The 23543-nt window shown below is 72.8% G+C and carries 23 protein-coding genes; 12 read left to right on the top strand and 11 right to left on the bottom strand.

All coding sequences use genetic code 11. The features are described from left to right. Positions 1-49: 49 nt before the first annotated feature. The 4 genes from ACZZ97_RS08680 to ACZZ97_RS08665 all read right to left on the bottom strand — a co-directional run bounded on the left by ACZZ97_RS08680 (position 50) and on the right by ACZZ97_RS08665 (position 4084). Complete coding sequence (locus ACZZ97_RS08680; RefSeq protein ID WP_314101536.1) at positions 50-643, bottom strand: DUF1697 domain-containing protein; 594 nt, start codon at positions 641-643, stop codon at positions 50-52. Positions 644-649: 6 nt separating this feature from the next. Further along, a complete protein-coding gene (locus ACZZ97_RS08675; RefSeq protein ID WP_463472889.1) occupies positions 650-2758 on the bottom strand; it encodes a S9 family peptidase in 2109 nt (702 codons plus the stop codon). A 45-nt stretch (positions 2759-2803) separates the two neighbouring features. After that, positions 2804-3649 (bottom strand): hypothetical protein, encoded by an 846-nt coding sequence (locus ACZZ97_RS08670; RefSeq protein WP_463472888.1) that lies wholly within the window; start codon positions 3647-3649, stop codon positions 2804-2806. A gap of 84 nt (positions 3650-3733) precedes the next feature. Beyond that, on the bottom strand, positions 3734-4084 hold the full coding sequence (locus ACZZ97_RS08665) for a hypothetical protein (protein WP_463472887.1): 351 nt from the start codon (positions 4082-4084) through the stop codon (positions 3734-3736). Here ACZZ97_RS08665 and ACZZ97_RS08660 point away from each other — a divergent pair. After that, complete coding sequence (locus ACZZ97_RS08660) at positions 4083-4685, top strand: 8-oxo-dGTP diphosphatase (RefSeq protein ID WP_463472886.1); 603 nt, start codon at positions 4083-4085, stop codon at positions 4683-4685. The two genes, ACZZ97_RS08665 and ACZZ97_RS08660, sit on opposite strands and share 2 nt — an antisense overlap. Before the next feature lie 157 nt (positions 4686-4842). After that, on the top strand, positions 4843-5148 hold the full coding sequence (locus tag ACZZ97_RS08655; RefSeq protein WP_463472885.1) for a hypothetical protein: 306 nt from the start codon (positions 4843-4845) through the stop codon (positions 5146-5148). A gap of 83 nt (positions 5149-5231) precedes the next feature. Here the strand turns inward: ACZZ97_RS08655 and ACZZ97_RS08650 are convergent, their stop codons facing one another. After that, entirely contained in the window at positions 5232-6539 is a 1308-nt protein-coding gene (locus ACZZ97_RS08650; protein ID WP_463472884.1) for an ABC transporter permease, read from the bottom strand. Positions 6540-6579: 40 nt separating this feature from the next. Beyond that, positions 6580-8292 (bottom strand): cation:proton antiporter, encoded by a 1713-nt coding sequence (locus ACZZ97_RS08645; RefSeq protein WP_314101548.1) that lies wholly within the window; start codon positions 8290-8292, stop codon positions 6580-6582. A 178-nt stretch (positions 8293-8470) separates the two neighbouring features. Here ACZZ97_RS08645 and ACZZ97_RS08640 point away from each other — a divergent pair, with 178 nt between their 5' ends. From ACZZ97_RS08640 to ACZZ97_RS08630, 3 genes are all read left to right on the top strand, one after another. Next, the gene (locus tag ACZZ97_RS08640) at positions 8471-10018 is read left to right on the top strand and encodes a carboxylesterase/lipase family protein (protein ID WP_463472883.1); all 1548 of its coding nucleotides are present in this window, start codon (positions 8471-8473) and stop codon (positions 10016-10018) included. Positions 10019-10168: 150 nt separating this feature from the next. Next, entirely contained in the window at positions 10169-11470 is a 1302-nt protein-coding gene (locus ACZZ97_RS08635) for an anion permease (RefSeq protein ID WP_463472882.1), read from the top strand. After that, complete coding sequence (locus ACZZ97_RS08630) at positions 11467-11679, top strand: hypothetical protein (RefSeq protein WP_314101552.1); 213 nt, start codon at positions 11467-11469, stop codon at positions 11677-11679. Before ACZZ97_RS08635 ends, ACZZ97_RS08630 begins: the two co-directional genes overlap by 4 nt. A 14-nt stretch (positions 11680-11693) precedes the next feature. Here the strand turns inward: ACZZ97_RS08630 and ACZZ97_RS08625 are convergent, their stop codons facing one another. Then, positions 11694-13220 carry an MFS transporter gene (locus ACZZ97_RS08625; protein WP_463472881.1) on the bottom strand — a complete coding sequence of 509 codons (1527 nt, stop codon included), beginning with the start codon at positions 13218-13220 and terminating at the stop codon, positions 11694-11696. Positions 13221-13586: 366 nt separating this feature from the next. On the opposite strand from ACZZ97_RS08625, the gene ACZZ97_RS08620 reads away from it, so the two are divergent. Then, positions 13587-15119, top strand: a complete 1533-nt coding sequence (locus ACZZ97_RS08620; protein WP_463473784.1) for an aspartate ammonia-lyase — start codon at positions 13587-13589, stop codon at positions 15117-15119. Between the two features lie 145 nt (positions 15120-15264). Further along, on the top strand, positions 15265-15735 hold the full coding sequence (locus ACZZ97_RS08615; RefSeq protein ID WP_463472880.1) for a hypothetical protein: 471 nt from the start codon (positions 15265-15267) through the stop codon (positions 15733-15735). A 67-nt stretch (positions 15736-15802) separates the two neighbouring features. On the opposite strand, the gene ACZZ97_RS08610 is transcribed toward ACZZ97_RS08615, so the two are convergent. Beyond that, positions 15803-16234, bottom strand: coding sequence for a hypothetical protein (locus ACZZ97_RS08610; protein WP_463472879.1), 432 nt, complete (start codon positions 16232-16234; stop codon positions 15803-15805). Positions 16235-16342: 108 nt separating this feature from the next. On the opposite strand from ACZZ97_RS08610, the gene ACZZ97_RS08605 reads away from it, so the two are divergent. Beyond that, positions 16343-16765, top strand: coding sequence for a hypothetical protein (locus ACZZ97_RS08605; protein ID WP_463472878.1), 423 nt, complete (start codon positions 16343-16345; stop codon positions 16763-16765). A 56-nt stretch (positions 16766-16821) separates the two neighbouring features. On the opposite strand, the gene ACZZ97_RS08600 is transcribed toward ACZZ97_RS08605, so the two are convergent. Continuing rightward, on the bottom strand, positions 16822-17394 hold the full coding sequence (locus ACZZ97_RS08600; RefSeq protein WP_463472877.1) for a GNAT family N-acetyltransferase: 573 nt from the start codon (positions 17392-17394) through the stop codon (positions 16822-16824). A gap of 116 nt (positions 17395-17510) precedes the next feature. Between ACZZ97_RS08600 and ACZZ97_RS08595 the strand changes: the two genes are divergently transcribed. Then, positions 17511-17936, top strand: a complete 426-nt coding sequence (locus ACZZ97_RS08595; RefSeq protein WP_463472876.1) for a cytidine deaminase family protein — start codon at positions 17511-17513, stop codon at positions 17934-17936. A gap of 78 nt (positions 17937-18014) precedes the next feature. Here ACZZ97_RS08595 and ACZZ97_RS08590 read toward each other — a convergent pair whose 3' ends face one another. Further along, a complete protein-coding gene (locus ACZZ97_RS08590) occupies positions 18015-19196 on the bottom strand; it encodes a YihY/virulence factor BrkB family protein (protein ID WP_463472875.1) in 1182 nt (393 codons plus the stop codon). Between the two features lie 154 nt (positions 19197-19350). Here ACZZ97_RS08590 and ACZZ97_RS08585 point away from each other — a divergent pair, with 154 nt between their 5' ends. Continuing rightward, a complete protein-coding gene (locus ACZZ97_RS08585; protein WP_463472874.1) occupies positions 19351-20775 on the top strand; it encodes a PrsW family intramembrane metalloprotease in 1425 nt (474 codons plus the stop codon). 27 nt (positions 20776-20802) lie between these two features. Here ACZZ97_RS08585 and ACZZ97_RS08580 read toward each other — a convergent pair whose 3' ends face one another. Further along, positions 20803-22128, bottom strand: a complete 1326-nt coding sequence (locus ACZZ97_RS08580; protein ID WP_463472873.1) for an MFS transporter — start codon at positions 22126-22128, stop codon at positions 20803-20805. A gap of 86 nt (positions 22129-22214) precedes the next feature. Here ACZZ97_RS08580 and ACZZ97_RS08575 point away from each other — a divergent pair, with 86 nt between their 5' ends. After that, positions 22215-22589: an FKBP-type peptidyl-prolyl cis-trans isomerase gene (locus tag ACZZ97_RS08575; RefSeq protein ID WP_314102671.1), complete on the top strand. Its 375-nt coding sequence runs from the start codon at positions 22215-22217 to the stop codon at positions 22587-22589. Continuing rightward, complete coding sequence (locus tag ACZZ97_RS08570; protein WP_463472872.1) at positions 22589-23419, top strand: aldo/keto reductase; 831 nt, start codon at positions 22589-22591, stop codon at positions 23417-23419. Before ACZZ97_RS08575 ends, ACZZ97_RS08570 begins: the two co-directional genes overlap by 1 nt. Positions 23420-23543: the final 124 nt, after the last annotated feature.

Below are 23543 nucleotides of genomic sequence, written 5' to 3'. Positions count from 1 at the left end.
CCCTCGACGACTCTGACCCGCCCTCGAAGTCAGGAGGCGGGGGCGGGCCTCAGGAGGAGGCGACTCGCCGTGAGGCGAGCAGCGCCTCGATCTTGCGCACCGTCGCGTCGTTCCGTGCCGTGACCGGCACGGCGAGCGACCGCCACCACGCGGCGGGCACGCGACTGGCGAGGACGCCGTCGGGCAGCCACTGGTAGACCGCCTCGCCCGTCACGACCATCAGCTCGGGGGCGAGGTCGGACGCAGGAGGCGCCTCCTCGACCACGGGACGCCCCGCCTGGGCGAACGCGACCGACAGCAGCTTCGCCTCACGCGACCCGTCGCGCAGCGGGTTCGCCGCCGCGATCCGCGCGAACGCGTCGCCGCCGAGCACGACCAGCTCGGCGTCGACGCCCGTGCGCTCCCGGACGGCTGCCCGCAGGGCGCCGGCGTCCTCGGCCCCGAGCGGACGATCGGCCGAGAACACGAGGTTGCCGCTGTTCAGCAGCGTCGCCGGTCGCTCGTGCCCCAGGTCCTCGGCGGCTGCCCGCAGCTCGACCATCGGCACGCGCTTCGCCGTCCCGACGTTGATCCCGCGCAGCAGCGCGACGTGGTCGAGCCCGACGTGGTCGAGCGCGACCGGGTCCTGCGCGAGGTGCCCCACGTCGGCCTAGGCGCGGCCGAGCACGTCGAGCAGCCAGGCGAGCTCGAAGGCCCGCTCGCGCCACGACTCGTAGCGCCCGCTCACGCCTCCGTGGCCGGCCGACATCTCGGTCTTGAGCAGCACGGGAGCGCCGACGTCGCGCAGCCGTGCCGCCCACTTCGCGGGCTCGACGTAGAGCACGCGGGTGTCGTTCAGAGAGGTGACCGCGAGGATGCGCGGGTACGTCGCTCCCTCGCGCACGTTCTCGTACGGCGTGTAGCTCGCCATGTACTCGTAGACCTCGGGGTCGTGCAGGGGGTCGCCCCACTCGTCCCACTCGATCACGGTGAGGGGCAGCGACGGGTCGAGGATGCTCGTCAGGGCGTCGACGAACGGCACGGCCGCGACGATCCCGGCGAAGCGCTCCGGTGCGATGTTCGCCACGGCACCCATCAGCAGGCCGCCCGCGCTGCCGCCCTCGGCCACCAGCAGCTCGGGGCTCGTGCGTCCCTCGGCGATGAGGTGGTCCGCGACGTCGACGAAGTCGGTGAAGGTGTTCTTCTTCGACAGGGTCTTGCCCTGCTCGTACCAGGCGCGTCCCATCTCGCCGCCGCCGCGCACGTGCGCGACCGCGAAGACCACGCCACGGTCGAGCATCGAGAGGCGGGCGACGCTGAAGCCCGGGTCGATGCTGTGCTCGTACGAGCCGTAGCCGTAGAGGTGCAGGGGAGCGGGCTCGCCGACGCGGACGGCGTCCCGACGCCAGACGAGCGAGATCGGGATGCGCGTGCCGTCGGCAGCCGTCGCCCACTCGCGGGCCTGCTGGTAGTCGGCAGGGTCGTAGTCGCCGAGCACGACCTGGCGCTTGAGCACACGGCGCTCGCCGTTGCGGACGTCGAGGTCGACGACGGTCGAGGGCGTCGTGAACGAGGTGTGGACGAACCGCACGGTCGGCTGGGCGAACTCGGGCCCGCCTGAGGCCCCTGCCGAGAACAGCGGCTCGTCGAACTCGACCTCGACCGGCTCGCCGATGCCGTCAGGACCCAGGGGGACGACCGAGAAGCGCGGCAGCGCCTCGCGGCGGTACTCGACGACGAGGTGCCCGGCGAAGGCGTCGACCGACTCGAGCCGGATGGAGGCGCTGTGCGGCACGACGACCTGGCGGTCGGTCGTCGAGGTCGGGTCGTCGGCCGGCACGTCGACGAGCTCGAAGTTCTCGGCACCGTCGTTGTGGACGACGAGGAGGCGGTCGCTGCCCGCGATCACGGCGTGCTCCACCTCGTACTCGACGCCCTCACGGCGGGGCCAGACCACCCGGAACTCGCCGGTCGGGTGGGTCGCGTCCAGCAGCCAGGTCTCGCTCGTGATCTTCGAGCCCATCTCGATCAGCAGGTACTGGCGGCTGCGGGTGAGGCCGACGCCGATCCAGTAGCGCTCGTCGGGCTCGGTCATCACGACGACGTCGTCGCCCGTCGTCCCGACGCGGTGCCGCCAGATGGTGTCTGGCCGCCACGCCTCGTCGACGGTGGGGTAGAAGATCCACTCGCCGGTCGCGTCGAACACGGCGCCGGGAGCGGTGTCCTCGACGCGGTCGTCGAGGTCGCGACCGGTCTCGAGGTCGCGGACGCGCAGCAGGTAGCGCTCGTCGCCCGTCGTGTCGACGGCCCAGGCGAGGCGGGTGCCGTCAGCCGAGACGTCGAAGCTGCCGAGCGAGAAGAAGTCGTGCCCCTCGGCCTCGACGTTGCCGTCGAGCAGCACCTGCTCGCCCTCGGCGGGTCGGTCCGCGGCGATCGCCGGGGGAGTCCAGTCGTCCGGCCCGGAGATCGGCGCGCGGCAGTGGATGCCGTACTGCTTCCCCTCCGCCGTGCGCGAGTAGTACCACCACGAGCCCTCGCGCACGGGGACGCCGAGGTCGGTCTCCTGCACGCGGCCCTTGATCTCCTCGAAGATCGTCTCGCGCAGGGCGGCCAGGTGGTCGGTCTGCTCGGCCGTGTACGCGTTCTCGGCCTCGAGGTGGGCGATCACCTCGGGGTCCTCCTTGTCGCGCAGCCACTCGTAGGCGTCGACGACGTCGTGGCCGTGGTGGCTGCGGACGACGGGCTTCTGCGGGGCGCGGGGAGGGGTGAGGGAGGCCATCCGACCAGCCTATCCAGGCTGTCGCGTCGTGCTCCGGCTCACGCCTCAGACCCCGCGGTCGGACCCCGTGAGGCCGTCCTGCCCGGGGACGTCGGGGTAGTCGTCGGAGGCGACGTCGCTGTCGGCAGGGCCGGGGGCGGCCTCCTGCCGACGGATCTCGGCCGCCTCCTCCGGGGTGCCGGCCTTCTCGGCGCCGCCGGCGGTGCGCACGCCCGGCAGCGTGGCGAGGCCATCGAGGTCGTCGTCGGGCACGGCTGCGGGGTCGGGCAGGTCTGCGGGGTCGGGCAGGTCGGCAGGGGCTGGCTGGTCGGCGTGCGCGTCGCTGGTCATGCGGGCGACGGTACCCGCGCCTCCGGGCTGCGGTCCGTCGTCCGCCAGCAGGGTCGTCGGGGCCCGCAGCCCCGCGACGGTCGGGGCGAGGTGCGCCTCGCCCGGCTCGAGGTCGGCGATGGCCCGGCGCGGGTCGCGGAGGCGTCGCACGCTCTCGTTGAGCCGCGCGTGCAGCTGCATGAGGTGCAGGCGGTACAGGTCGGGCGCGTCCTCGCTGTCGTCGAGGAACGTGTTGCACGCCAGCGTCATCTCGTTGAGCACGGGCAACGCGGCCGAGCGCGGCCGCGTGCGCCGACGTGCCGCGCGGATCACGCCCCGCAGCGCACCGATCGACCGCCGTGCGTGCTGCCAGCCGGGATCGCGGGTCGCGGCGTCGGGGCTGCGCGTCGCGGAGATGCGCCGGAGCACGCGTCGGAAGTGGATCTCGGTCACGAGCTCGTTGAGGGCCGAGGCCTCGGACCGACGCGACTCGAGGAGCCGCACGAGCAGGTTCGAGGCGAAGGCCGCCCCGGCGCCGAGGAACGCGCCGAGGGTGACGGTGAGGACGTCGCTCCAGATCATGCGGCCACGCTAGCCGCGACCCCCGACACGGCGACGCCGCGGACGAGACGCCCCGAGGTCGCCACCGCGGTCGCCGCCGTCGCCTCAGCGGGACGCCGCGTCGATCCGCCCCATCAGCGACCAGACGGCCCGCGACAGCTCCGGGTGCCAGAGCGCGACCCCGCGGAGGAACCTCAGCTCGTCCTCGGCCCCGAGCCCGCCCGCGACGGGCACGCCCTCGACGCCCCGGGCGTCGGCGCGGATGCCGATCACGACCTGCTCGTCGACGGTCGGCAGCGACGGGACGACGTCCCACGGGTCCTCGCCGCCCCGGCAGCGCAGCTCGATCAGGGCCGCCAGCTCGTCATGGGCCTCGGCCCGCAGCACCTCGAGGCTCCGGCCGGCACCGCGGAACTCCGGCACGCCGCCGCGGGGTGCGTCGGGCGTCTCGGACATGACGACGACCCTACGCGGGGCGTCCCTGGACGCCTCCTCGGTGCCGGTCGCGCGCCTCCCGCGTCCCGGTGCCGCGGTCCTGCTCGGTGCCGGGCCGCCGGTCGCTACCCTGGGCGGCATGCCCTACCGCGTCTGCGTCACGTACCTGCTCCGGGAGCACGACGGGGTCGTCCAGGTGCTGCTCGGCCGCAAGAAGACCGGCCTCGGCGTCGGCTACCACGTCGGCCTCGGCGGCAAGCTCGAGCCGGGCGAGACGGCCGTCGAGGCCGCCGTCCGCGAGGTCGCCGAGGAGGCGGGCGTGACGGTCGACCCTGCCGACCTCGACCCCAGGGGCGAGCTGCTCTACCTCTTCCCCCACCGCGAGTCGTGGAGCCAGCGCTCGTCCGTCTTCGTGACGACCCGCTGGCAGGGCGAGCCGACCGAGAGCGACGAGCTCGTTCCCGCCTGGCACGACGTGGTCGACCTGCCCCTCGACGAGATGTGGGACGACGCTCGGCAGTGGCTGCCCGACGTGCTCGTCGGGGGACACGTGGCGCACGAGTTCACCTTCGGGGACGACCTCGCGACGGTGGTCTCCGACCGGCCGCTGCGCGCCTCCTGAGGGCCCGCCCTGTCCGCAGAACGGAGGACTCCGGCGCGTTCTGCCCCCTCTCGGGTGCCCCCGCAAGAGGGGGACGCACGCTCCGGGCGCGATCCCTACAGTCGATCGAGACGAGTCATTCGGGTGACAGATCAACACGATCAGGAGAGAGTGCGACATGAGCGGACACCAGGCGGTCACCATCCGTGCGACACGCACGACGGGTGGCACGCGGCGGTGGACCGAGATGTCCCTGACGACACCGCGATGGGTGGTGGCCCTCGGGTGGGCCGTCGCCGTTGCCGCGATCGTCGTGGGCGCCGTGCTGGGGAGCACGGGACTCGCACTCTCCCTGATCGGCACCGCCGCGGTGCTCGCGCGCCTCGCGGTCGTCGCCGTCCGCTTCGCGCACTCGGACCGGGCCGCCGAACAGGCCCTGCTCGCCAGGCGTGAAGCGGCCGCGGTCGCTGCCGGGAGCCGCTGACCAGGCGATCGACGGCCGACCGCGACACGGGCCCGTGTGCACTGCACACGGGCCCGTCGTCGTCCTCGGCCGGCGGGAGACGGCTAGCGCGACCGGCCGCCGTCCTCGTCCCGTCGTGGCACCACGCGCACCGGACGCGTGTCGAGCCCCGTGTCCTCGAGCCCGCCCGGAGCCCCGAGGAACATGTCGCCGTGCACGTCGCCGTCGACGTCCGAGCTGTCGTCCGCGCCCGCCTCGTACCGCAGCCGCTCGTCCTCGGGGACCGTGTCGATGCTGCCCGTGTCGGTCGCGACGAGCCCGTGCCGCGCGAGCACGTCGTCGCGCTCGCTGATGAGGAACTCGCGGTTCGCGGCCTGGGCGTCGGCGAACATCGTCGTGCGGCCCGTGACGATGCGGCGGATGCGCCGCCGCTCCCACCACGCCTTGCCGACGATCATCAGGACGACGCCGGCGACGGCGTAGCTGACCAGCATCGTCAGGCCGCGGCCGTAGCCCGGCCCGACGTCGTAGAGCACGCGCTTGAGCATCTCGGTGATGCCGCTGCCGACCACAACGGCGTTCAGCCAGGCGAAGGGCTGCGGCATGAACCACGACGGGTAGGCGCCGCCCGAGGCGGGCATCGACAGGAAGACGAACACGATCATCGCCGGCAGGGCGACGAAGCGCCCCGCGAAGTAGCTGATCCCGTTCACGGTCAGGCCGATGGCCGTGATCCAGGCCCAGCCGAGCAGCACCAGCTCGCTCCAGTGTCCCTGCACCGCGCCGATCACCGGCCCGGCGAGCGTGTTCGTGATCAGCGAGATCAGCAGCGCGCCGACGACGATCACGGACACCCGGGTGCGGTGCCGCAGCGGCGCGCCCATCAGCCCGATGAACATCGCGACCATGTAGCCGCCGATGCACCAGGCGAGCATGAGGTAGAGCGACACCGTGCCGTACTCGTCGTAGGCGGGCAGGGGTGCGAGGTCCTGGACGACGGGGGTCGCGCCTCCGGCCTCGAGCACCGGCGTGATCATCGCCGGGATGAGCGCCGACACCTGGTACTGGTGCGCGCTCGCCTTGTAGATGGTCGAGTCGGCCGGGTCCCAGGCGACGGCCGCGTGACCGGTGCGGACGGCCTCGCGCGCCTCCTCGACGGTGGTCTCGCCGCGGACGACGAACACGCCGGGGTCCGCCTCGTCCAGCGCCTGCTGCAGCTCCGACGACGACCCGACGACCGCGATCGGCACGTCGTGCGGGTGCGGGGCGTGGAACGCGGCGATGTAGCAGAGGCAGAAGCCGACGATGAAGAACAGCGGCAGCCAGAGCTGCAGGCCGATCAGCTGCAGCGACGGGTGCAGGGTCGAGTACCAGCGGCGGAAGCGCCCCGGCTCGGGCTTCGTCGACGTCACGCGTGCTCCTCCTGGCTCACCGTCACGATACGCCCGGCCCTCACGACCGGGTGCTCGACATCGCGTTGGTGTCCATGGCGAGCTCCTCCGCGTCGATGCCGAGCAGCACGTGGCGCATGACCTCCTCGTCGAGGGCACCCGCGTCCCGTTCGCGGAGCACCACCTCGCGCCGCTTGTCGAGCAGCTCGCGCCGGATCTTGCTGATCGCCCGCGGCACCTCGCGTCGGCGGTCGCGCTCGGCGCCCGTGACGGTGCGGTCGGAGGCGTCCTCGACGGCGCCGCGCTGGAGGGCGTCGTTCTGTCGCACCAGCCGTGCCGTCGCCGCCTGGATCGCCCGCTCGGTCAGCTCAGGCCCGTACTGCGCCGTCCAGGCCGCCCGCCGCGCCTCGACGTGCTCGAGCGTCTCGGCGGTGCTCGTCGCGAAGAGCGCGAGCTGGGCGGCGAGGTCGCGGTCTCGCTGGCTCGTGTCCTGCACGCCGAGCCGGCGGATCACGGCAGGCAGCGTCAGCCCCTGCAGCAGCAGCGTGCCCACGGTCACGACGAACGCGATCAGGAACATCGTGTCGCGCGCGGGCACGGGCACCCCGCTCTCGGTCACGGCGGGGATCGACACGACGGCGGCGAGCGTCACCACCCCGCGCATGCCCGTCCACGAGATGACCGTCAGCTGCCGCCAGTCCAGCCGCGGCTGCGGGTGGTAGCGCACACGTCGCAGCGCCGGCACGCGGCGCATGCCCCGCAGGAGGCGCGACAACAGCAGGTAGCGCAGCACGCGGGCCGCGTAGTAGCTGGCGAAGACGAACGCGGGCCGGACCAGCACCACCACCGCGAGGACGACGAAGGCGACCCCGACGCTCTGGCCGAGTCCTCGGTCGCTGGCGGCCACCTCCTGGACGACGGTCCGCAGCTGCAGCCCGATCAGGGCGAAGACGAAGCCCTCGAGCAGCACGTCCGCCGCAGCCCAGAACGGGCGCTCCTGCAGGCGGGTCGCGTAGCCGGTGCGGGGCGAGTTGAAGCCCACGTAGAGGCCGGCGGCGACCACGGCGAGCACGCCGGAGCCGCTCAGCTCCTCGGCCGTGATGTAGGCGATGAACGGCAGCAGCAGCCCGATCACGTTCTCGATCACGGGGTCGTCGATGCGCATCCGCACGCGGTGCGCGACGAAGCCGAGCACGAGGCCGACCGCGACGCCCACCCCGATCGCGAGGCCGAAGATGCCGAGGTCCTCCCACAGCGTCAGGGAGGCGCCCCCCACGATCGCGAGGAACACCTTCACCAGGGTCAGCGACGCCGCGTCGTTGATCAGGCTCTCGCCCGAGAGCACGGTCATCACCTTGCGGGGCAGGCCGAGCTTGCGGCCGATCGCCGCGGCGGACACGGCGTCGGGCGGGGCGACGACGGCGCCGACGAGCACGGCGGCCGGCCACGTCATGTCGGGGATCAGCACGTAGGCGACCCCGCCCACGACGAACGCGGTGACGACGACCGCGCCGATGCCGAGCCGCTGGATCTGCACGCGGCTCTCGCGGAAGTTCAGCAGCGACACGTCGAGCGACGCCGAGTAGAGCAGCGGCGGCAGCACGACCGTGAGGATGACCTCGCTGTCGATCTGGATGTCGGGCACCCCGGGGAGGAACGACACGGCGAGAGCGACGGCGACCGTGAGCAGCGGTGCAGGCAGGCCCTTCCAGCGCGCGAAGCCGGTGACGAGGAGGGAGCCCGAGAGGATGATCAGCACTTCGGCGAGTTCCATGCGGCGTGAGTCCCCGTTCCGTCGGTGCAGATCTGCAGTGTGTGAAGTCGTTCGCCAGTCTCTCAGGCGGCGCCTCGGAGAACTCCGGATGAACGACGGTCGTCGGGTGGGCGACCGGTGGGCGGGCGGTGCGCGACGGGGGCCCGCGGTGCCCGCCCGCGCCTCGTAGAGTCGGGTCGTGACCCGGACCGCCGACGACGACCCCCTGCTGCGCGAGACCGCCGGCGGCCTCGTCCGCGGGGTGCGCGAGCGGGGCGTGCTCGCCTGGCGCGGCATCCCGTACGCGGCGGCTCCCACCGGCGCTCGCCGCTTCCGGGCCCCGGCCCCGGCCGCTCCCTGGTCGGGCGTCCGCGACGCCGCGGACTTCGGACCGGCAGCCCCGCAGGACAGAGGGCAGTTCGTCGGCGTCGACCGCCGCACCCCGCTCGACGAGGACTGCCTCACCGTCAACGTCGTCGCGCCCCGCGCCTCCCGGCCGGGCGACCGCCTCCCGGTGCTCGTCTACGTCCACGGAGGCGCGTACAGCGTCGGCTCGTCGCGCGAGTACCCGAGGCAGGGCGAGACGCTGGTGCGCGACTCGGGAATCGTCTACGTCAGCATCAACTACCGGCTGGGCGCGCTCGGCTGGCTCGACCTCTCCCACTGGTCGACGCCCGAGCGCCCGGTCGAGTCGAACCTGGGGCTCCGCGACCAGGTCGCGGCGCTCGAGTGGGTCCACGCCAACGTGGCGGCGTTCGGGGGAGACCCCGGCGCAGTCACGCTCTCGGGCGAGAGCTCGGGCGGCAACGCGGTGACGACGCTGATGACGGTGCCCTCGGCGCGCGGCCTCTTCGCCCGGGCCATCGCTCAGAGCTCGCCGACGAACGCGGTCTACCTGCCTGAGGTGACCCGGCGCTGGGCGGCCGAGTTCCTCGAGCTGCTGAGCCACCAGGTCGGCGACGACGACCTCGAGTCGACGTCGCTCGACGACGCGGCACGGATGCTCGAGGAGGCGCCGGTCGCCTCGATCGTTCGGGCGGCGGCCGAGCTGCAGCTCCGCACCCCGGACGAGGAGCCGGGCACGATCTGCTTCTGCCCGGTGATCGACGGCGACGTGCTGCCGGAACGGCCCCTCGACGCCTTCAAGGCCGGCCGGGCCCACCCGGTGCCCCTGATCATCGGGACGAACGACCGCGAGGGCTCGGTCTTCACGGGACGGCGGGACATCCTCGCGACGACCAAGCCGCGCATCCGCGCGATCTTCGCCGCGACCGCCAAGCCGTCCCGCAAGGCGATCAAGAAGCTCTACCCCGGGCTGCCCGACCGCCCGGCGGCGCTCGACTTCGGCGGGGACTACGCGTTCTGGTTCCCGTCGGTGAAGGTCGCCGAGCGCCACGCGCGCCACCAGCCGGTGCGCTTCTACCGCTTCGACGCCGCGCCGCGCATCCTCCGCGTCGCCGGGGTGGACGCGTTCCACGGACTGGAGCTCTGGGCGCTCTACGACCGGATGCGCACCCCGTTCGGCTGGGCGATGAGCCTGCTGGGCGGTCGTCGCGCGTTCCTCCGCACGGCCTCCCGCATGCGCGCGCGCTGGGTCGAGTTCGTCCTCACCGGGGCGGTCGCCGACTGGCCGACCTACGAGCCCGAGCACCGCCGCACGCTCGTCATCGACGACGTCGACAGGGTCGAGGAAGACCCGCGGGGCGATCGCCGCCGTGCCTGGCAGGAGTTCGTGCCGCACGTCTGAGCGGAGTCGGACGGCGCCGCGTGCTGCGAGCGCGGCGCGGGCGTGCCGGACGCCGCGTGCGTCGTCCTCGGACACCTGCCGTCCACCTCCTCGTTGCGTGCCGTGCACCTCCGAGTTGACCGCCGTTCACCGGGGTGCGAGTGTTGCCCGGTGGATCTCACGCTCATCGTCGTCCTGGTCATCGTCCTGGCCCTCTTCTTCGACTTCACCAACGGGTTCCACGACACGGCCAACGCCATGGCGACCCCGATCGCGACGGGGGCGATGAAGCCGAAGGTCGCGGTGACGGTGGCCGCCATGCTCAACCTCGTCGGCGCCTTCCTCAGCACCGAGGTCGCGAAGACGGTCTCGGGCGGCATCATCCGCGAGGGCGACGGCGGGGTGCAGATCTCGCCCGAGATGATCTTCGCCGGGCTGATCGGCGCGGTCGTCTGGAACATGTTCACCTGGCTGCGCGGCCTGCCGTCGAGCTCGTCGCACGCGCTCTTCGGCGGCCTGATCGGCGCGGCCGTCGTCGGTGCCGGCCTCAGCTCGGTCGACTTCTCGGTCGTGCTCTCGAAGGTCGTGCTGCCCGCGCTGCTGGCTCCGCTGATCGCGGGGCTCGTCGGGTACACGGCCACCCGGCTCGCCTACCGGATCACGCGTCGCCGCGACGACAAGAGCGAGCGGGGCGGCTTCCGCTACGGCCAGATCTTCACGTCGTCGCTGGTCGCGCTCGCGCACGGCACGAACGACGCCCAGAAGACGATGGGCGTCATCACCCTGACGCTGATCGCGTCGGGCGCCCTCGGAGCCGGTTCCGGCCCGCCCCTCTGGGTCGTCGTGGTGTGCGCGCTCGCGATCGCGCTCGGCACCTACACGGGCGGCTGGCGGATCATCCAGACCATGGGAGGCGGCCTCACGGAGGTCAAGCCGACCCAGGGCTTCTCCGCCGAGGCGTCGACCACGGCCACCGTGCTGGCGTCGAGCCACCTCGGCTTCGCGCTCTCGACGACGCAGGTCGCGAGCGGCTCGATCATCGGTGCCGGGCTCGGACGCCGCGGCGCCAAGATCCAGTGGAGCACCGCCGGCAAGATCGTCGCCGCCTGGTTCATCACGCTGCCCGCGAGCGCGGCCGTCGGCGCCGTCGCGGCCTTCGTCGCCTCGGCGGGCCTCGTCGGGCTCGTGGTCGACGCCGTCGTCGGCGTCGCGGTGATCGGGGGCATCTTCCTGCTCTCCCGTCGCCGCCCGCACGATCACTCGGCGGCGATGGAGGTCGACGTCGCCGCGACGAGCGTGCTGTCGCGCCGCCGTGCTCGCCGCGCCGAGAAGAAGGGCCGCGTCGACACGCCCGCCGGGGGAGTGGAGGCGCCCTTCGTCCGGTTGGACGACCCGCCCGTGGCGACGACGACCGCCGACCGCGGCGACCGTGCCGACCGCACCGACCGCGACGACGACGGGACGACCCGATGAGCATCGACTGGTCCGCCTTCGTCACCGTCGCCCTGGTGTCGCTGTTCTCCGCCGCGGCGTTGGTGACTGTCTACTCGCTGGGCCTCCGCCTCCTCACGGTCGACGACCGCAGTGCCGTCCGCACGGTCGCGGGCTGGGCGTGCTTCGTGCTCTGCGGCCTCGGGGTCCTCTACGGCATCTACCTGATCGTCCCGGCGCTGCACCGCTGACGATCGGCGGTCGGTCAGCGCGTGCGCACCGGCCCGGTGGGCAGCGCAGCGTCCGCGTACACGGGCTCACGGCGCGGGATGGCGACGGCGAGCAGCACGCTGAGCAGCGCCACGGCTCCGCCGAGCACGAACGTCAGCCGGAAGCCGGCCTCGGTCGGCACCGATCCGCCGGCGAACTGCATCGAGTTGGCGGTGAGCAGCAGCCCGACGACGGCCGACGCGCTCGTCGTGCCGAGCGAGCGCATCAGGGTGTTGAGGCCGTTGGCCGCGGCCGTCTCGGTGGCGGGCACGGCGTGCATGATCAGCGTCGGCATGGCCGCGTACGCGAGCCCGATGCCGAAGCCGATCAGCACCGACACGAGCACGATCTGCCAGACCTGGTCGAAGGCGACCGCGGCGACCGCGTAGCTGACGACGATGATCGACCCGCCGACGACGAGGCAGATCCGGGCGCCGAAGCGGGCTGTGGCCCGTGCGGCGACGGGAGCCATCAGCATCATCACGACGCCCGAGGGCGCCAGGCACAGCGACGCGACCATGATGCTCTGGCCGAGGCCCACGCCCGTCTCGGCGGGGAGCTCGAGCAGCTGGGGCAGCGACACGTTGCTGCCGAAGAGCGCGAAGCCGAGCGCCACGGACGCCAGGTTCGTCAGCAGCACCGCAGGACGCACGGCGACGCGCAGGTCCACCAGCGGGCTGCTGACCCGCAGCTGGTAGAAGCCCCACAGCACGAGCACGGCCAGGCCCACCAGGCCGGAGGCGAGGGTCGAGGCGCTGAGCCAGCCCCAGTCGTTGCCCTTCGAGACGGCGAGCAGCACGCCGGTGAGCCCGATCGCGAGGCCGATCGCTCCCGGCAGGTCGAAGCGGCCCTCGGTGCGGAGCGTGCTGGCGGGCACGAGCCAGGCCACGAGCGCGAAGACGACGACGCCGAGCAGGGCGGCGGTCCAGAAGAGCACGTGCCAGTCGAAGGTGACCGAGATCCAGGCGCTGAGGGGAAGGCCGACCGCGCCGCCGAAGCCGAGGGTGGCGCTGACGAGGGCGACGGCTCCGCCGAGGCGCTCGGCGGGCAGGGTGTCGCGGAGGATGCTGATCGCCAACGGGATGATGCCGAGCGCGGTTCCCTGCAGCGCACGACCGACGATCAGCGGAACGAGCTCGGACGTGGAGGCGGCGACGATCGACCCGACGATCATCACGACGACCAGGGCGAGCACGATCCGGCGCTTGCCCATCAGGTCGCCGAGTCGACCGGCGATCGGGGTGACGACGGCGCCGGCGAGCAGGGTCGCGGTGATGATCCAGGTCGTGTCGGCGGGGTCGGCGTCGAGCAGCTCCGGGAACGACGGCACGATGGGGATCACGAGCATCTGCATCAAGGCCGCGACGAGGCCCGAGAAGGCCAGCACCGCGGTGACGACGCGCGGGTCGGGCGTGCGGGTCAGCCGGCGCCGCTCGGCCGGGGTGAGCGACGACGTCCCTGCAGGCGAGGGGTCGCCCTCGGGGGCGTCGGGGCGGGCGTCGTCGTGCGTCGTCGTGGTCATGCGTCTTCTCGGCTGGCGGCCCGAGGGCGGCGGTCGGGTGGGGGCGGCACGCGGCGCTGCGGTCCTGCGGGGCCACATCGGTGCAGAGGCTGCAACCCGGGCGGCGTCGAGAAGCTTCCCACGGTTCTGGACGGTGGTCGACACCTGTCGATGATTCCCGCTCGGCCCGGCCCGCGCCTCCTCGGCTCGGTAGGCTCGGCGTCGGCCGACCGTCACGGCTCACGAGGTCGTGGCGGCGAACGACGACGACGACGGAGGCACGACACCGTGACGACCGACAGCACCCGCACCGACGACCAGCACGGTGCCGGCACCGACGACCTCGACGGGCGTCCCGGCGAGCGACCCGCCGACCAGACCGGCGAGCTGCCGGCGGTGCGCGGGCGTCGTTCCGCTGGCCCGAGCACGCGCACCGAGAGCGACTCGCTGGGCAGCCGCGAGGTCCCGGCCGACGCCTACTGGGGGATCCACACGGCACGGGCGCTCGAGAACTTCCCGATCAGCCAGCGTCCCATCTCGGTCTACCCCGACCTCGTGATCGCGCTCGCGCTCGTCAAGCAGGCCGCCGCGCGGGCGAACGTCGAGATCGGGGTGCTCGAGCGCCACAAGGCCGACGCCATCGAGCAGGCCTGCGTCGAGATCCGCGGGGGAGCGCTGCACGACGAGTTCGCCGTCGGGGTGATCCAGGGAGGCGCGGGCACGAGCACGAACATGAACAGCAACGAGGTCATCGCGAACCGGGCCCTCGAGCTGATGGGCCACCCCAAGGGCGACTACGCGCACCTGCACCCGATCGACGACGTCAACCGCAGCCAGAGCACGAACGACACGTACCCGACCTCGGTGAAGATCGGGATGGTCCTGACGCTCCGCCGCCTCCTCGACGAGCTCGACCTGCTGGCCACGGCCTTCGCGACCAAGGGGGCCGAGTTCCACGACGTGCTCAAGGTCGGCCGGACCCAGCTGCAGGACGCCGTCCCGATGACGCTCGGCCAGGAGTTCGTCGGCTTCGCGCACACCCTCGGCGAGGACGTGCAGCGCCTCCGCGACGTCATCCCGCTGCTCGGTGAGATCAACCTCGGCGCCACGGCGATCGGCACCGGCATCACGGCCGACCCGCAGTACGCGGACGCCGTGCGCCGGCACCTCAGCGAGCTGTCGGGCATGGAGCTCGTCACCGCCCCCGACCTGATCGAGGCGACGAGCGACACCGGCGTCTTCATGACCCTGAGCGGGGCGCTCAAGCGCAGCGCCATCAAGCTCTCGAAGATCTGCAACGACCTGCGCCTGCTGTCGTCGGGCCCACAGGCCGGCATCGGCGAGATCACGCTGCCGCCCCGCCAGGCCGGTTCGTCGATCATGCCGGGCAAGGTGAACCCCGTGATCCCTGAGGTCGTGAACCAGGTCGCGTTCTCGGTCGCCGGCGCCGACGTGACGGTGACGATGGCGGCGGAGGCGGGCCAGCTGCAGCTCAACGCGTTCGAGCCCGTCATCACGCACTCGGTGATGCAGAGCCTCCAGTGGATGACCTACGCGTGCCGCACCCTGCGGGTCAACTGCGTCGACGGCATCGAGGCGAACCGCGCCCGGCTCACGCAGCAGGTCGAGACGAACGTCGGCAGCGTCACCGCGCTGACCCCGTACATCGGCTACTCGGCCGCCGCCGCGATCGCGCACACCGCGCTCACGACGAACGCGCCCATCGCCCGACTCGTCGTCGCGGCCGGCCTGATGAGCGAGGAGCAGGTGCAGAAGGTGCTGTCGCCCGCACGACTGTCCGGCCTCGAGGCCGTGACGAGCGCCATCCCGATCATCGACGTCGACGACCCGGCGGCTGCCGTGGCCCGTGCCGCGAACGCGACCGGGGTGCGCAACCCGGGCGACGAGACCGCGGGCTGACGATCGGTCCGCAGGAGGCGCGGTGCCGGTCCGGCCCGCACCGCGCCTCCCCGGCACCGGAGGGGAACCCCTGGGGGCCGTCCGGCAGGCACGATACGGTCTCGGGATGACCGAGCGTTCAGGAGACGGCCGCCTGATCGTGCGGATGTTCGCCGACCACGCCGGCACGGTGCTCTGGTCCGGCGGTGCGGTCGATCTCGACGATGCCCGCCTGTCGCCGGAACTCCAGGACGATCTCCGAGCATGGGACGCGTTCCACCGGTCGCGCCTCGATCCGGACGTCCCGTCGCACGCGCCTGAGGACGAGCACGAGTTCGCCGTCACCGGCGGTGCCTTGGCCGGGCGGGTCGCCGACGAGCTCGGGCGCGGCGTGGAAGTGCACCTGATGGTCGAGGGGCGCCAGGTCTTCAGGTCTGCGGAGCCGCCGACCAACCCCAGGGCGGCGAAGGCCCTGCACGTGCGAGCAGAGCGGCAGGCCGAGGAGGCTCGAGCCTTGACGGAGAGACTGGGTGGTGGCCGCTGGTACGCCTACAGCCCTGCCTCGGGTGATCGCTTCTCGCCGGACCGCCCCGCTGCGGGCGGGGCGTCCGACAGCGTCCGTCCTGAGCGATCGTGACGTCGTCGGCCGAGCACGGCGGGTGCTGACGGAGCGGCGGACCGCTGCGGCGCGCGGGGGCCGGCGGTCACCCCTCGGCAGACGGCAGCCGGACTGCCGGGGTGCGGTCGATCCCGTCCTTCCGGGGGGAGGCGAAGAGCCGCAGGTCGGAGTGGTCGCCACGGCAGATCGCAGCGGCCATCCGGTGGGCGCGTGCGGCGTTCCGCACGGGGGACCAGGGGTCGGCGTCCGGCTGCACCGCGGTGATGTCGGACGCTAGCCGATCGTGGTGCGCGGCAGCGTCCTCGAGGTCGCCGTCGCAGTCGCGGGTGATGATCCCCGCCAGTCTCAGCTGGGCCTCGAGCGTGTCTACCCCCACGTCGGTCGGCTCGTTCGTCCGGAGGATCCGGACCAGCTCGCTCAGCGCGGTGGTCCGGGCCCAGGCTGTCTGGCGAGAGGACTCGTCGACCGGGTACATGGTCATGAGGTGCTCGAGGCTTCGTCCGAGGTGATCCGTCATGCGGTCATCCTCTCAGCACACTCCGGTCAGGAGGCGATCGCGGCCCGGGGGCGACGGGCCGTCCCCCGTGTTCCTGAGCCTCGGCCGGCGGCGTGCGAGGATCGGCCCATGACCGACGTGCTCCTCGATCGCATCACCAGCCTGGTCGAGCGCTACCCCGTCGACGAGACGTCGGTGCTCACGGCGTGGGCTCGCATCCGCGTTCTCAGTCTGTTGGTCGGTGATCTCCACGCAGAGAACCGCGACGACGAGGCGGTCACGGTGCTGCAGTCCCAGCTCGGCCTCGCGGCGAGCATCACCCTGTCGTCCGGCGGGAGCCTCGAGGCCGCCGCGGGACATCACGACCGGTTGGCGGCGGACCTCGCGGCGGTCCGCACGGAGAAGGGCCGTCGGTCACCGCTCGTGAGCGCCGCGCGCGCCCACAGGATGGCCGCCGCCGTCTGTCGAGGCGACCATGCCGACCTACGCCTCTTCGCGTCGGCTCGCGCTGACGGACGCGACTACACCGGCGCGCTCCGTCTGCCGGCCTGAGGAGCGGTCGCTCCTTCTCTTGCCCGCGTCCGCGTCCCGCCAGGGTCGTGGTCCGGTCAGTGGGGCCGCCGATCGAGCGCCTGCCTCGGACGGCGTTCGTCCGCCAGCACCGCGAAGACCAGGGTGTCCGTCCACTCGCCCTTGCTCCAGAAGTCCTGCCGGTGGTGCGCTTCCTGCCGCATGCCCACGCGGGCGGCGAGGCGCTCGGACGCCGCGTTGCGGGCGTCCAGCTGCGCCGTGACGCGGTGGACGTCGTCCTGTCCGAACGCGAGTCGCAGACCGGCCGCGACCGCCTCGGTCGCGTAGCCGGCGCCTCCGTGCGCAGGGTCGAGCGTCCAGCCGATCTCGACGGTGCGCCGCTCGTGCTCCGTGCGCCAGAGCGAGACCGTGCCGACGAGGAGGCCCTCCCGCTCGACCACGAGAGCGAGCGCCCCGACGGGCTCGGCCAGGTCGGTCCGGGGCAGGCGTCGCTCGAGCTGTGCCTTCCCGTGCTCGACGGTCCACGGCTCCTGGAGGAGGTACCTCGCGACATCCGCCCGGGAGTGGATCGCCACGAGCCGGTCCAGATCGCTCGCGCGATGGAGGCGCAGCGACAGTCGAGGCGTCGTCGCCACCGTGTCCGTGTCCATGGCCTCGATCCTCCCGCATCCGCGGTCGCCGGCCCGGTCGCCGCAGCAGCGCCTGCCCGGCCCGGCCCGGCCCGGCCCGCGGATGGTCAGAGGCCGGCTCTGCCTATCCTGGGGCGATGACGGATCATGACGACCTCATCGAGGTGGCTCGCGGCACGATCAACCCGCACCGCGCGGGCGACCGCCTCTTCGGCGACGTCGCGGCTGCGCTCGAGACGACCACGGGCGCGATCCACGCGGGCGTGTGCATCGACACCGGTTCGGGCACGGGCTTCTGTGCCGAGCACGCGGCCGTCGCCTCCATGGTCACGAGCGGCGAGTACGCGATCGCCCGCATCGTGGCCGTCTGGCAGGACGACGACGAGCGCCTGACCGTGCTGCCGCCCTGCGGCCGGTGTCGCGAGTTCATCCGGCAGATCGACCCGTCCAACATCGACGCCACAATCGTGCTCGGCCACGGCAGGTCGGCGCCGCTCCGCGACCTGCTGCCCGAGTGGGAGTGGCCGGAGCCAGAACCTCGTCGTCGCCGGAACACCCCGTAGTGGACGATGCACCCCGCAACGACGGGGTGCATAGTCCACTCCGGGGTGCAACGCCCGCGGCGGGGGCTACGGCTACGGCTACGGCGTCGAGGGCTCGGGCGAGCGCGTCGCGTCGACCTCGGGCGTCCGCTCCGGCTCGCGGCTGCCGTCGCCGTCCAGGTCGAGCTCGAGCGCGGCCGAGTGGGCGTGGTCGCGCTCGGTGATGTGCAGCCGCTCGCCCCGCACGTGCAGGTGCCGCAGCTCGTCGGCGTCGAGCACGCCGCCGTTCTCGCGCAGGGCCCGCTCGCGGAGCGCGCGTCCGACACGGACGTCCCACGCTCCGTTCCGGGCGAGGATGTGGTTGCGAGCCGTGTCGCGCATCGGCAGGGGGATGACCTCCTCGGCCTTCACCCCGCGGCGCAGCTGGCGCATCCGCAGCACCTCGCTGTCGAGCTCGCCGCCGATGACGAGCACGAAGTTGCTGATGTACGAGTAGAGCAGCACGACCACGACGCCGCCGAGCCAGCCGTAGAAGCGGTCGTAGTTCGAGACGGTCGACACGTAGAGGGCGAAGCCGAGGGTGCAGACCGCCCAGATCACGAGCGCGAACATGGCGCCGTACGACACCCAGCGCAGCCGGGGCGGCCGCACGTTCGGCGTGAAGTAGTAGAGCATCGCGACGGCGAACACCGCGAGCGCAGCGATGACCGGCCACTTGAGCACGTTGTAGAGGGTGAACCAGGGCTCGCCGAAGCCCGCGGCCTCACCGATGCCGACGAAGAGCGTCGGGGTGACGAGCAGCAGGGCCGCGATCACGGCGAAGGACACCATCAGCACGAAGGTGACGATCATCATGTGCCCGCGGAACTTCCAGATGCGGCGCCCCTCCTCGACCTCGTAGGCGGTGTTCATCGCCCGGCCGAAGGCGGTCGTGTACGACGACAGCGACCACAGCGTCAGCCACAGGCCGATGCCGAACGCGACGCCCGGGTTCGAGAGGCTGAGCATCTGCTCGAGCGGTCGCCGCAGGGTGTCGATCGCGTCGGCGCTCAGCACGAAGCGGGCGACCTCGAGGATGTCGTTGACGGCCGCCTCGCCGTCCTGGAAGAGCGCGACGCCCGAGACGAGGGCCAGCGCGGTCGGCAGGATCGCCAGGGTCGAGAAGAACGTCAGGGAGGCGGCCGCGTCGATCGTGCGGTGCCTCAGGAAGTCGTGCCACACCCGCATGACGACGTACCGGGTCGGCGACGGGTTCTCCGGGAGGGACCGCGTCGCAGACATCCGTCGAGGATACAGCGGGGGATCCCGCGGGTGCGTGGCCGTGCGCTGCGCGGCCACGCGCGGGCGGCGCCCGGCCCGGCGGCCTGCGCCGAAGCCGGCCGGTGCGTCCCGGGGCCCCGGCCCGCGCCTCCTGCGGGCCCGTAGGGTCGGGGGCATGACGTGGGACGACTCCGGACAGCAGCACCACCTCGCCGGGCAGCCCGCGCGGGCGCCCGAGCCCGTCTGGTGGCCGGCGCAGCCGGTGTTCGCGCAGCCGGCTCCCCGCCGTCGCCCTGTCGCGAGCGGTGTGGCCCTCGCGATCGGCTTCACGGTGATCGGGGTCTTCGTCCTCGCCCTGGTCGTCTACTTCCTGATCTTCCTGTCGCCCGGCGTGATCCTCGCCGCGAGCCTGCTCGCCTTCGTGCCGCTCGCCATCGTCATGGTGGGCATCTGGCTCGTCGACCGCTGGGAGCCGGAGCCCCGCGTCGCGCTCGTGTTCGCGTTCCTCTGGGGCGCGGCCGTCTCGGTCGGCACCGCCCTCATCGTCGACCTCGTCGTCGGCTCGGTGCAGGGCCTCGTCGGCATCGGGGCCGAAGGAGGCGCGGAGGTCTTCGGCGCGGTCGTCCAGGCCCCGATCGTCGAGGAGGTCGCCAAGGGGTTCGGCGTGCTGCTGGTGCTGTGGATCTTCCGGCGGCACTTCGACGGCCCCGTCGACGGCGTGGTCTACGCCGCGACCGTGGCCGCGGGGTTCGCCTTCGTCGAGAACATCCAGTACTTCGCGCTGCAGGTCGTCGACGACCTGACGCTCGGCAGCGACGGCCTGGTGTTCGTCTTCGTCGTCCGCGCGCTGATGTCGCCGTTCGCCCACGTCATGTACACGGCGTGCACCGGCATCGCGCTCGGCTGGGCCGCCCGTCGCACCGGCCGGCTCGGCGCGATCGGCTGGTTCGCCCTCGGTGTCGTGCCCGCCGCCGCCCTGCACGCTCTCTGGAACGGCGCCCTCGTCGTCGTCGGCGACGGCTTCTTCGTCTACTACCTGCTCGTGCAGGTGCCGATCTTCGTCGCCATGGTGCTGCTGGTCGTCTTCCTCCGTCGCAACGAGCGCCGGGTCACCCACGCACGCCTCGCCGAGTACGCCGCGGTGGGGTGGTTCAGCGCCGACGAGGTCGCGATGCTGTCGACCGGCGCCGGCCGGCGCCGGGCGCGCCGGTGGGCGGCCGCGAACGGGACGGGGCCCGCCATGCGGCGCTTCGTCTCGGACGCCACGCGCCTCGCGTTCACCCGGCAGCGTCTCGTCAAGGGCAAGAGGGGGCACGACGAGGGCGCACGTCGCGACGAGGCCGACCTGCTGGCGGCGCTCGCCGCGAGCCGGTCGGCGCTGCAGGCGCCGCCCGCTGCGTTCGCCGGGTGGCCGCGACAGCCTGCGCAGGCGTGGCAGCAGCAGCCGGTTCAGCAGCAGCAGCACGAGCAGGTCTGGCAGCCGCAGCAGTCCGCGCCGCTGCAGGTGCCGCAGCAGCCCGCACAGCAGCAGCAGTACTGGCAGGGCGGCCCGCCGACGCACGATCCCTGGGGTCGCCCGCTCCCGCCTCCCGGCTGGTGAGACCGGCGGCCGTCGCCGCCACCGTCGCTACGGCGTCGGGTGCAGTGCGTCGTACGTCCTGAACGACGGGGTCAGCCGTGCCACGACGGCGATCAGCACGACGATCAGCGCCCCGCCGAGCAGCGGCGGCCACGCCACGCCCGCCGCGGCGACCAGCCCGACGAACAGGTCGCCGACGCGCGGCCCGCCGGTGACGACCACGATGAACACGCCCTGGAGACGCCCTCGCATGTGGTCCGGAGCCGCGGTCTGCAGGATGGTCGAGCGGAAGATCGAGCTGACGTTGTCGGCGGCCCCGGCCCCCGCGAGGGCGAGCGCGGCAGCGCCCAGCGCGACCAGGTCGGCCTGCCCCAGCCCCTCCGTGAGCCCGCCGTCGCCGCGCGGAGAGGTGAGCGCCAGCACGATCCCGAACGCGGCGATGCAGATCCCGTAGACGGTGATCGCACGGTCGACCGCTCGGCCCTGCAGGCGCACGTGGCCGAGCCGCCCCGAGAAGACGCTGCTCAGCAGCGCGCCCACCGCGTAGGAGGCGGTGAGGACGCCGACCGTCACCGCACCTCCTCCGATCACCACGGCCCCGACCACGGGGTAGAGCACCCGCGGCTGCCCGAAGGTCATCGCGATGATGTCGACGACGAAGGTCGTGCGCACCGTCGGCGCCCGCCGCAGGAACCGCATCCCCTCGACCAGGGACGCCAGCCCCGGACGCTGGGCGTTCCCCTCGGGGCGGATGGGCGGCAGCGTCACGATCCCGAGGAACGCGAACGAGAAGAGCACCACGTCGACCGTGTAGGTGGGCGCGAAGCCGATGCCCGCGACGAGGACCCCCGCGAGCGCCGGCCCGACGGTGAGCATCAGCCCCGTGCCGATGCCGCCGAGCGCGGCGGCGGCGGGCAGCAGCGAGGCCGGCAGGAGGCGCGGCACGATCGAGGCGCGCGACGTCGCGATCATCGTGCCGGCCACCGCGTTGACGCAGGTCAGCACGTAGAGCAGCCCGACCTCGTGCAGGCCGAGCCAGGCGTGCAGGGCGATGGCGGCGGTCGACAGCCAGGCGAAGACGGCGGCGACGAGGGCGACCTTGCGCCGGTCGAACGCGTCGGCGAGCATGCCGCCCCAGAGGCCTGCGACGATCATGGGCACGAGCGAGACGACGCCGACCAGCGCGACGGCGAAGGTCGAGCGGGTGATGTCGTAGACCTCGAGCCCGACGGCGACGAGGGTGAGCTGCGTCCCGATCCCGCTGACGGTGTTGCCGACGAAGAGGCGCGCGAACGCCGGGCTCTGCCGCAGCGGCGTGACGTCGACGAGCACCGGACGGCGGGACGGGGCAGGGGCGGGAGTCGGAGTGGTCAAGGCTCCATCATGCGCGATGCGCACGGTTCGGGGTCGACGTCCCGCCTCCTCCCGACGACACGAGGAGGCGGTGGTTGGATGGACCCATGACTCACGACCCCAGCACCAAGCCCGAGATCGACGCCCCCACCGCTCCTGCTCCCGCCGAGCTCGAGATCACCGACATCACGGTCGGCGACGGCGACGAGGCCCGGTCCGGCTCGACCGTCAACGTCCACTACCTCGGTGTCGAGTTCGACTCCGGCGAGGAGTTCGACGCGTCGTGGAGCCGCGGCGAGCCCATCAACTTCCCCCTCGCGGCACTCGTCCGCGGCTGGCAGGAGGGCATCCCCGGCATGAAGGTCGGCGGCCGCCGCCAGCTCGTCGTCCCGCCGCACCTCGCCTACGGCCCCGCCGGCGGCGGGCACCCGCTCTCGGGCAAGACCCTGATCTTCGTCATCGACCTGCTCGGCGTCAGCTGATGACGGCCCCCTCGATCGGCCTCGCCGACGGCCGGACCATCCCGGCCCTCGGCCTCGGCACGTACGGGATGGACGGCGACGAGGGCGCGGGCCAGGTCGCCACGGCGATCGAGTCCGGCTACCGCCTCCTCGACACGGCCCTCAACTACGGCAACGAGGCGGCGGTCGGCGAGGCCGTCCGTCGCGTCGACGTGCCGCGCGACGAGCTCGTCGTCACGTCGAAGCTGCCGGGCCGGCACCACGGCTACGACGAGACGCTCGCGAGCTTCGAGGAGACGCGGAAGAACCTCGGCCTCGAATTCGTCGACCTCTACCTCATCCACTGGCCGCTGCCCCGGGTCGACAAGTACGTCGACTCGTTCCGCGCGTTCGTGAAGCTGCAGGAGGACGGCCTCGTCGGCAGCGTCGGCGTCTCGAACTTCACCGAGGAGCACCTGCAGCGCGTCGCCGACGAGACCGGCGTCGTGCCCGTGGTGAACCAGATCGAGCTGCACCCGTACTTCCCCCAGGCGGGGATGCGCGCGGTGCACGAGCGCATGGGGATCGTCACCGAGAGCTGGAGCCCGCTCGCCAAGCAGAGCGAGCTGCTGCAGGAGGCGGTGGTCACCGAGATCGCCCGTGCCCACGGCAAGACGCCCACCCAGGTCGTCCTGCGCTGGCACGTCCAGCTCGGCGCCGTGCCCGTGCCCAAGTCGGCAGACCCCGGCCGCCAGCGCGAGAACCTCGACGTCTTCGACTTCGAGCTGTCCGACGAGGAGGTGGCGCGCATCAGCGGCCTCGAGCGCGGCCGGCTCTGGGACGGCGACCCCGAGACGCACGAGGAGTTCTAGCTCCGTCTGCGGTCTCGACCGCTCGGCTCGACACGCCCGCGTCCTCTCCGGAGGGCGCGGGCGTCGTCGCAGGTGGGGGCGGAGGCGTGCCCGGGCACAGGTAGACTGGCGTGCCGTCTTTTCC

It is taken from the genome of Frigoribacterium sp. AC512 (assembly GCF_979258295.1).
This window is presented reverse-complemented; position numbering and strand designations above follow the sequence as displayed.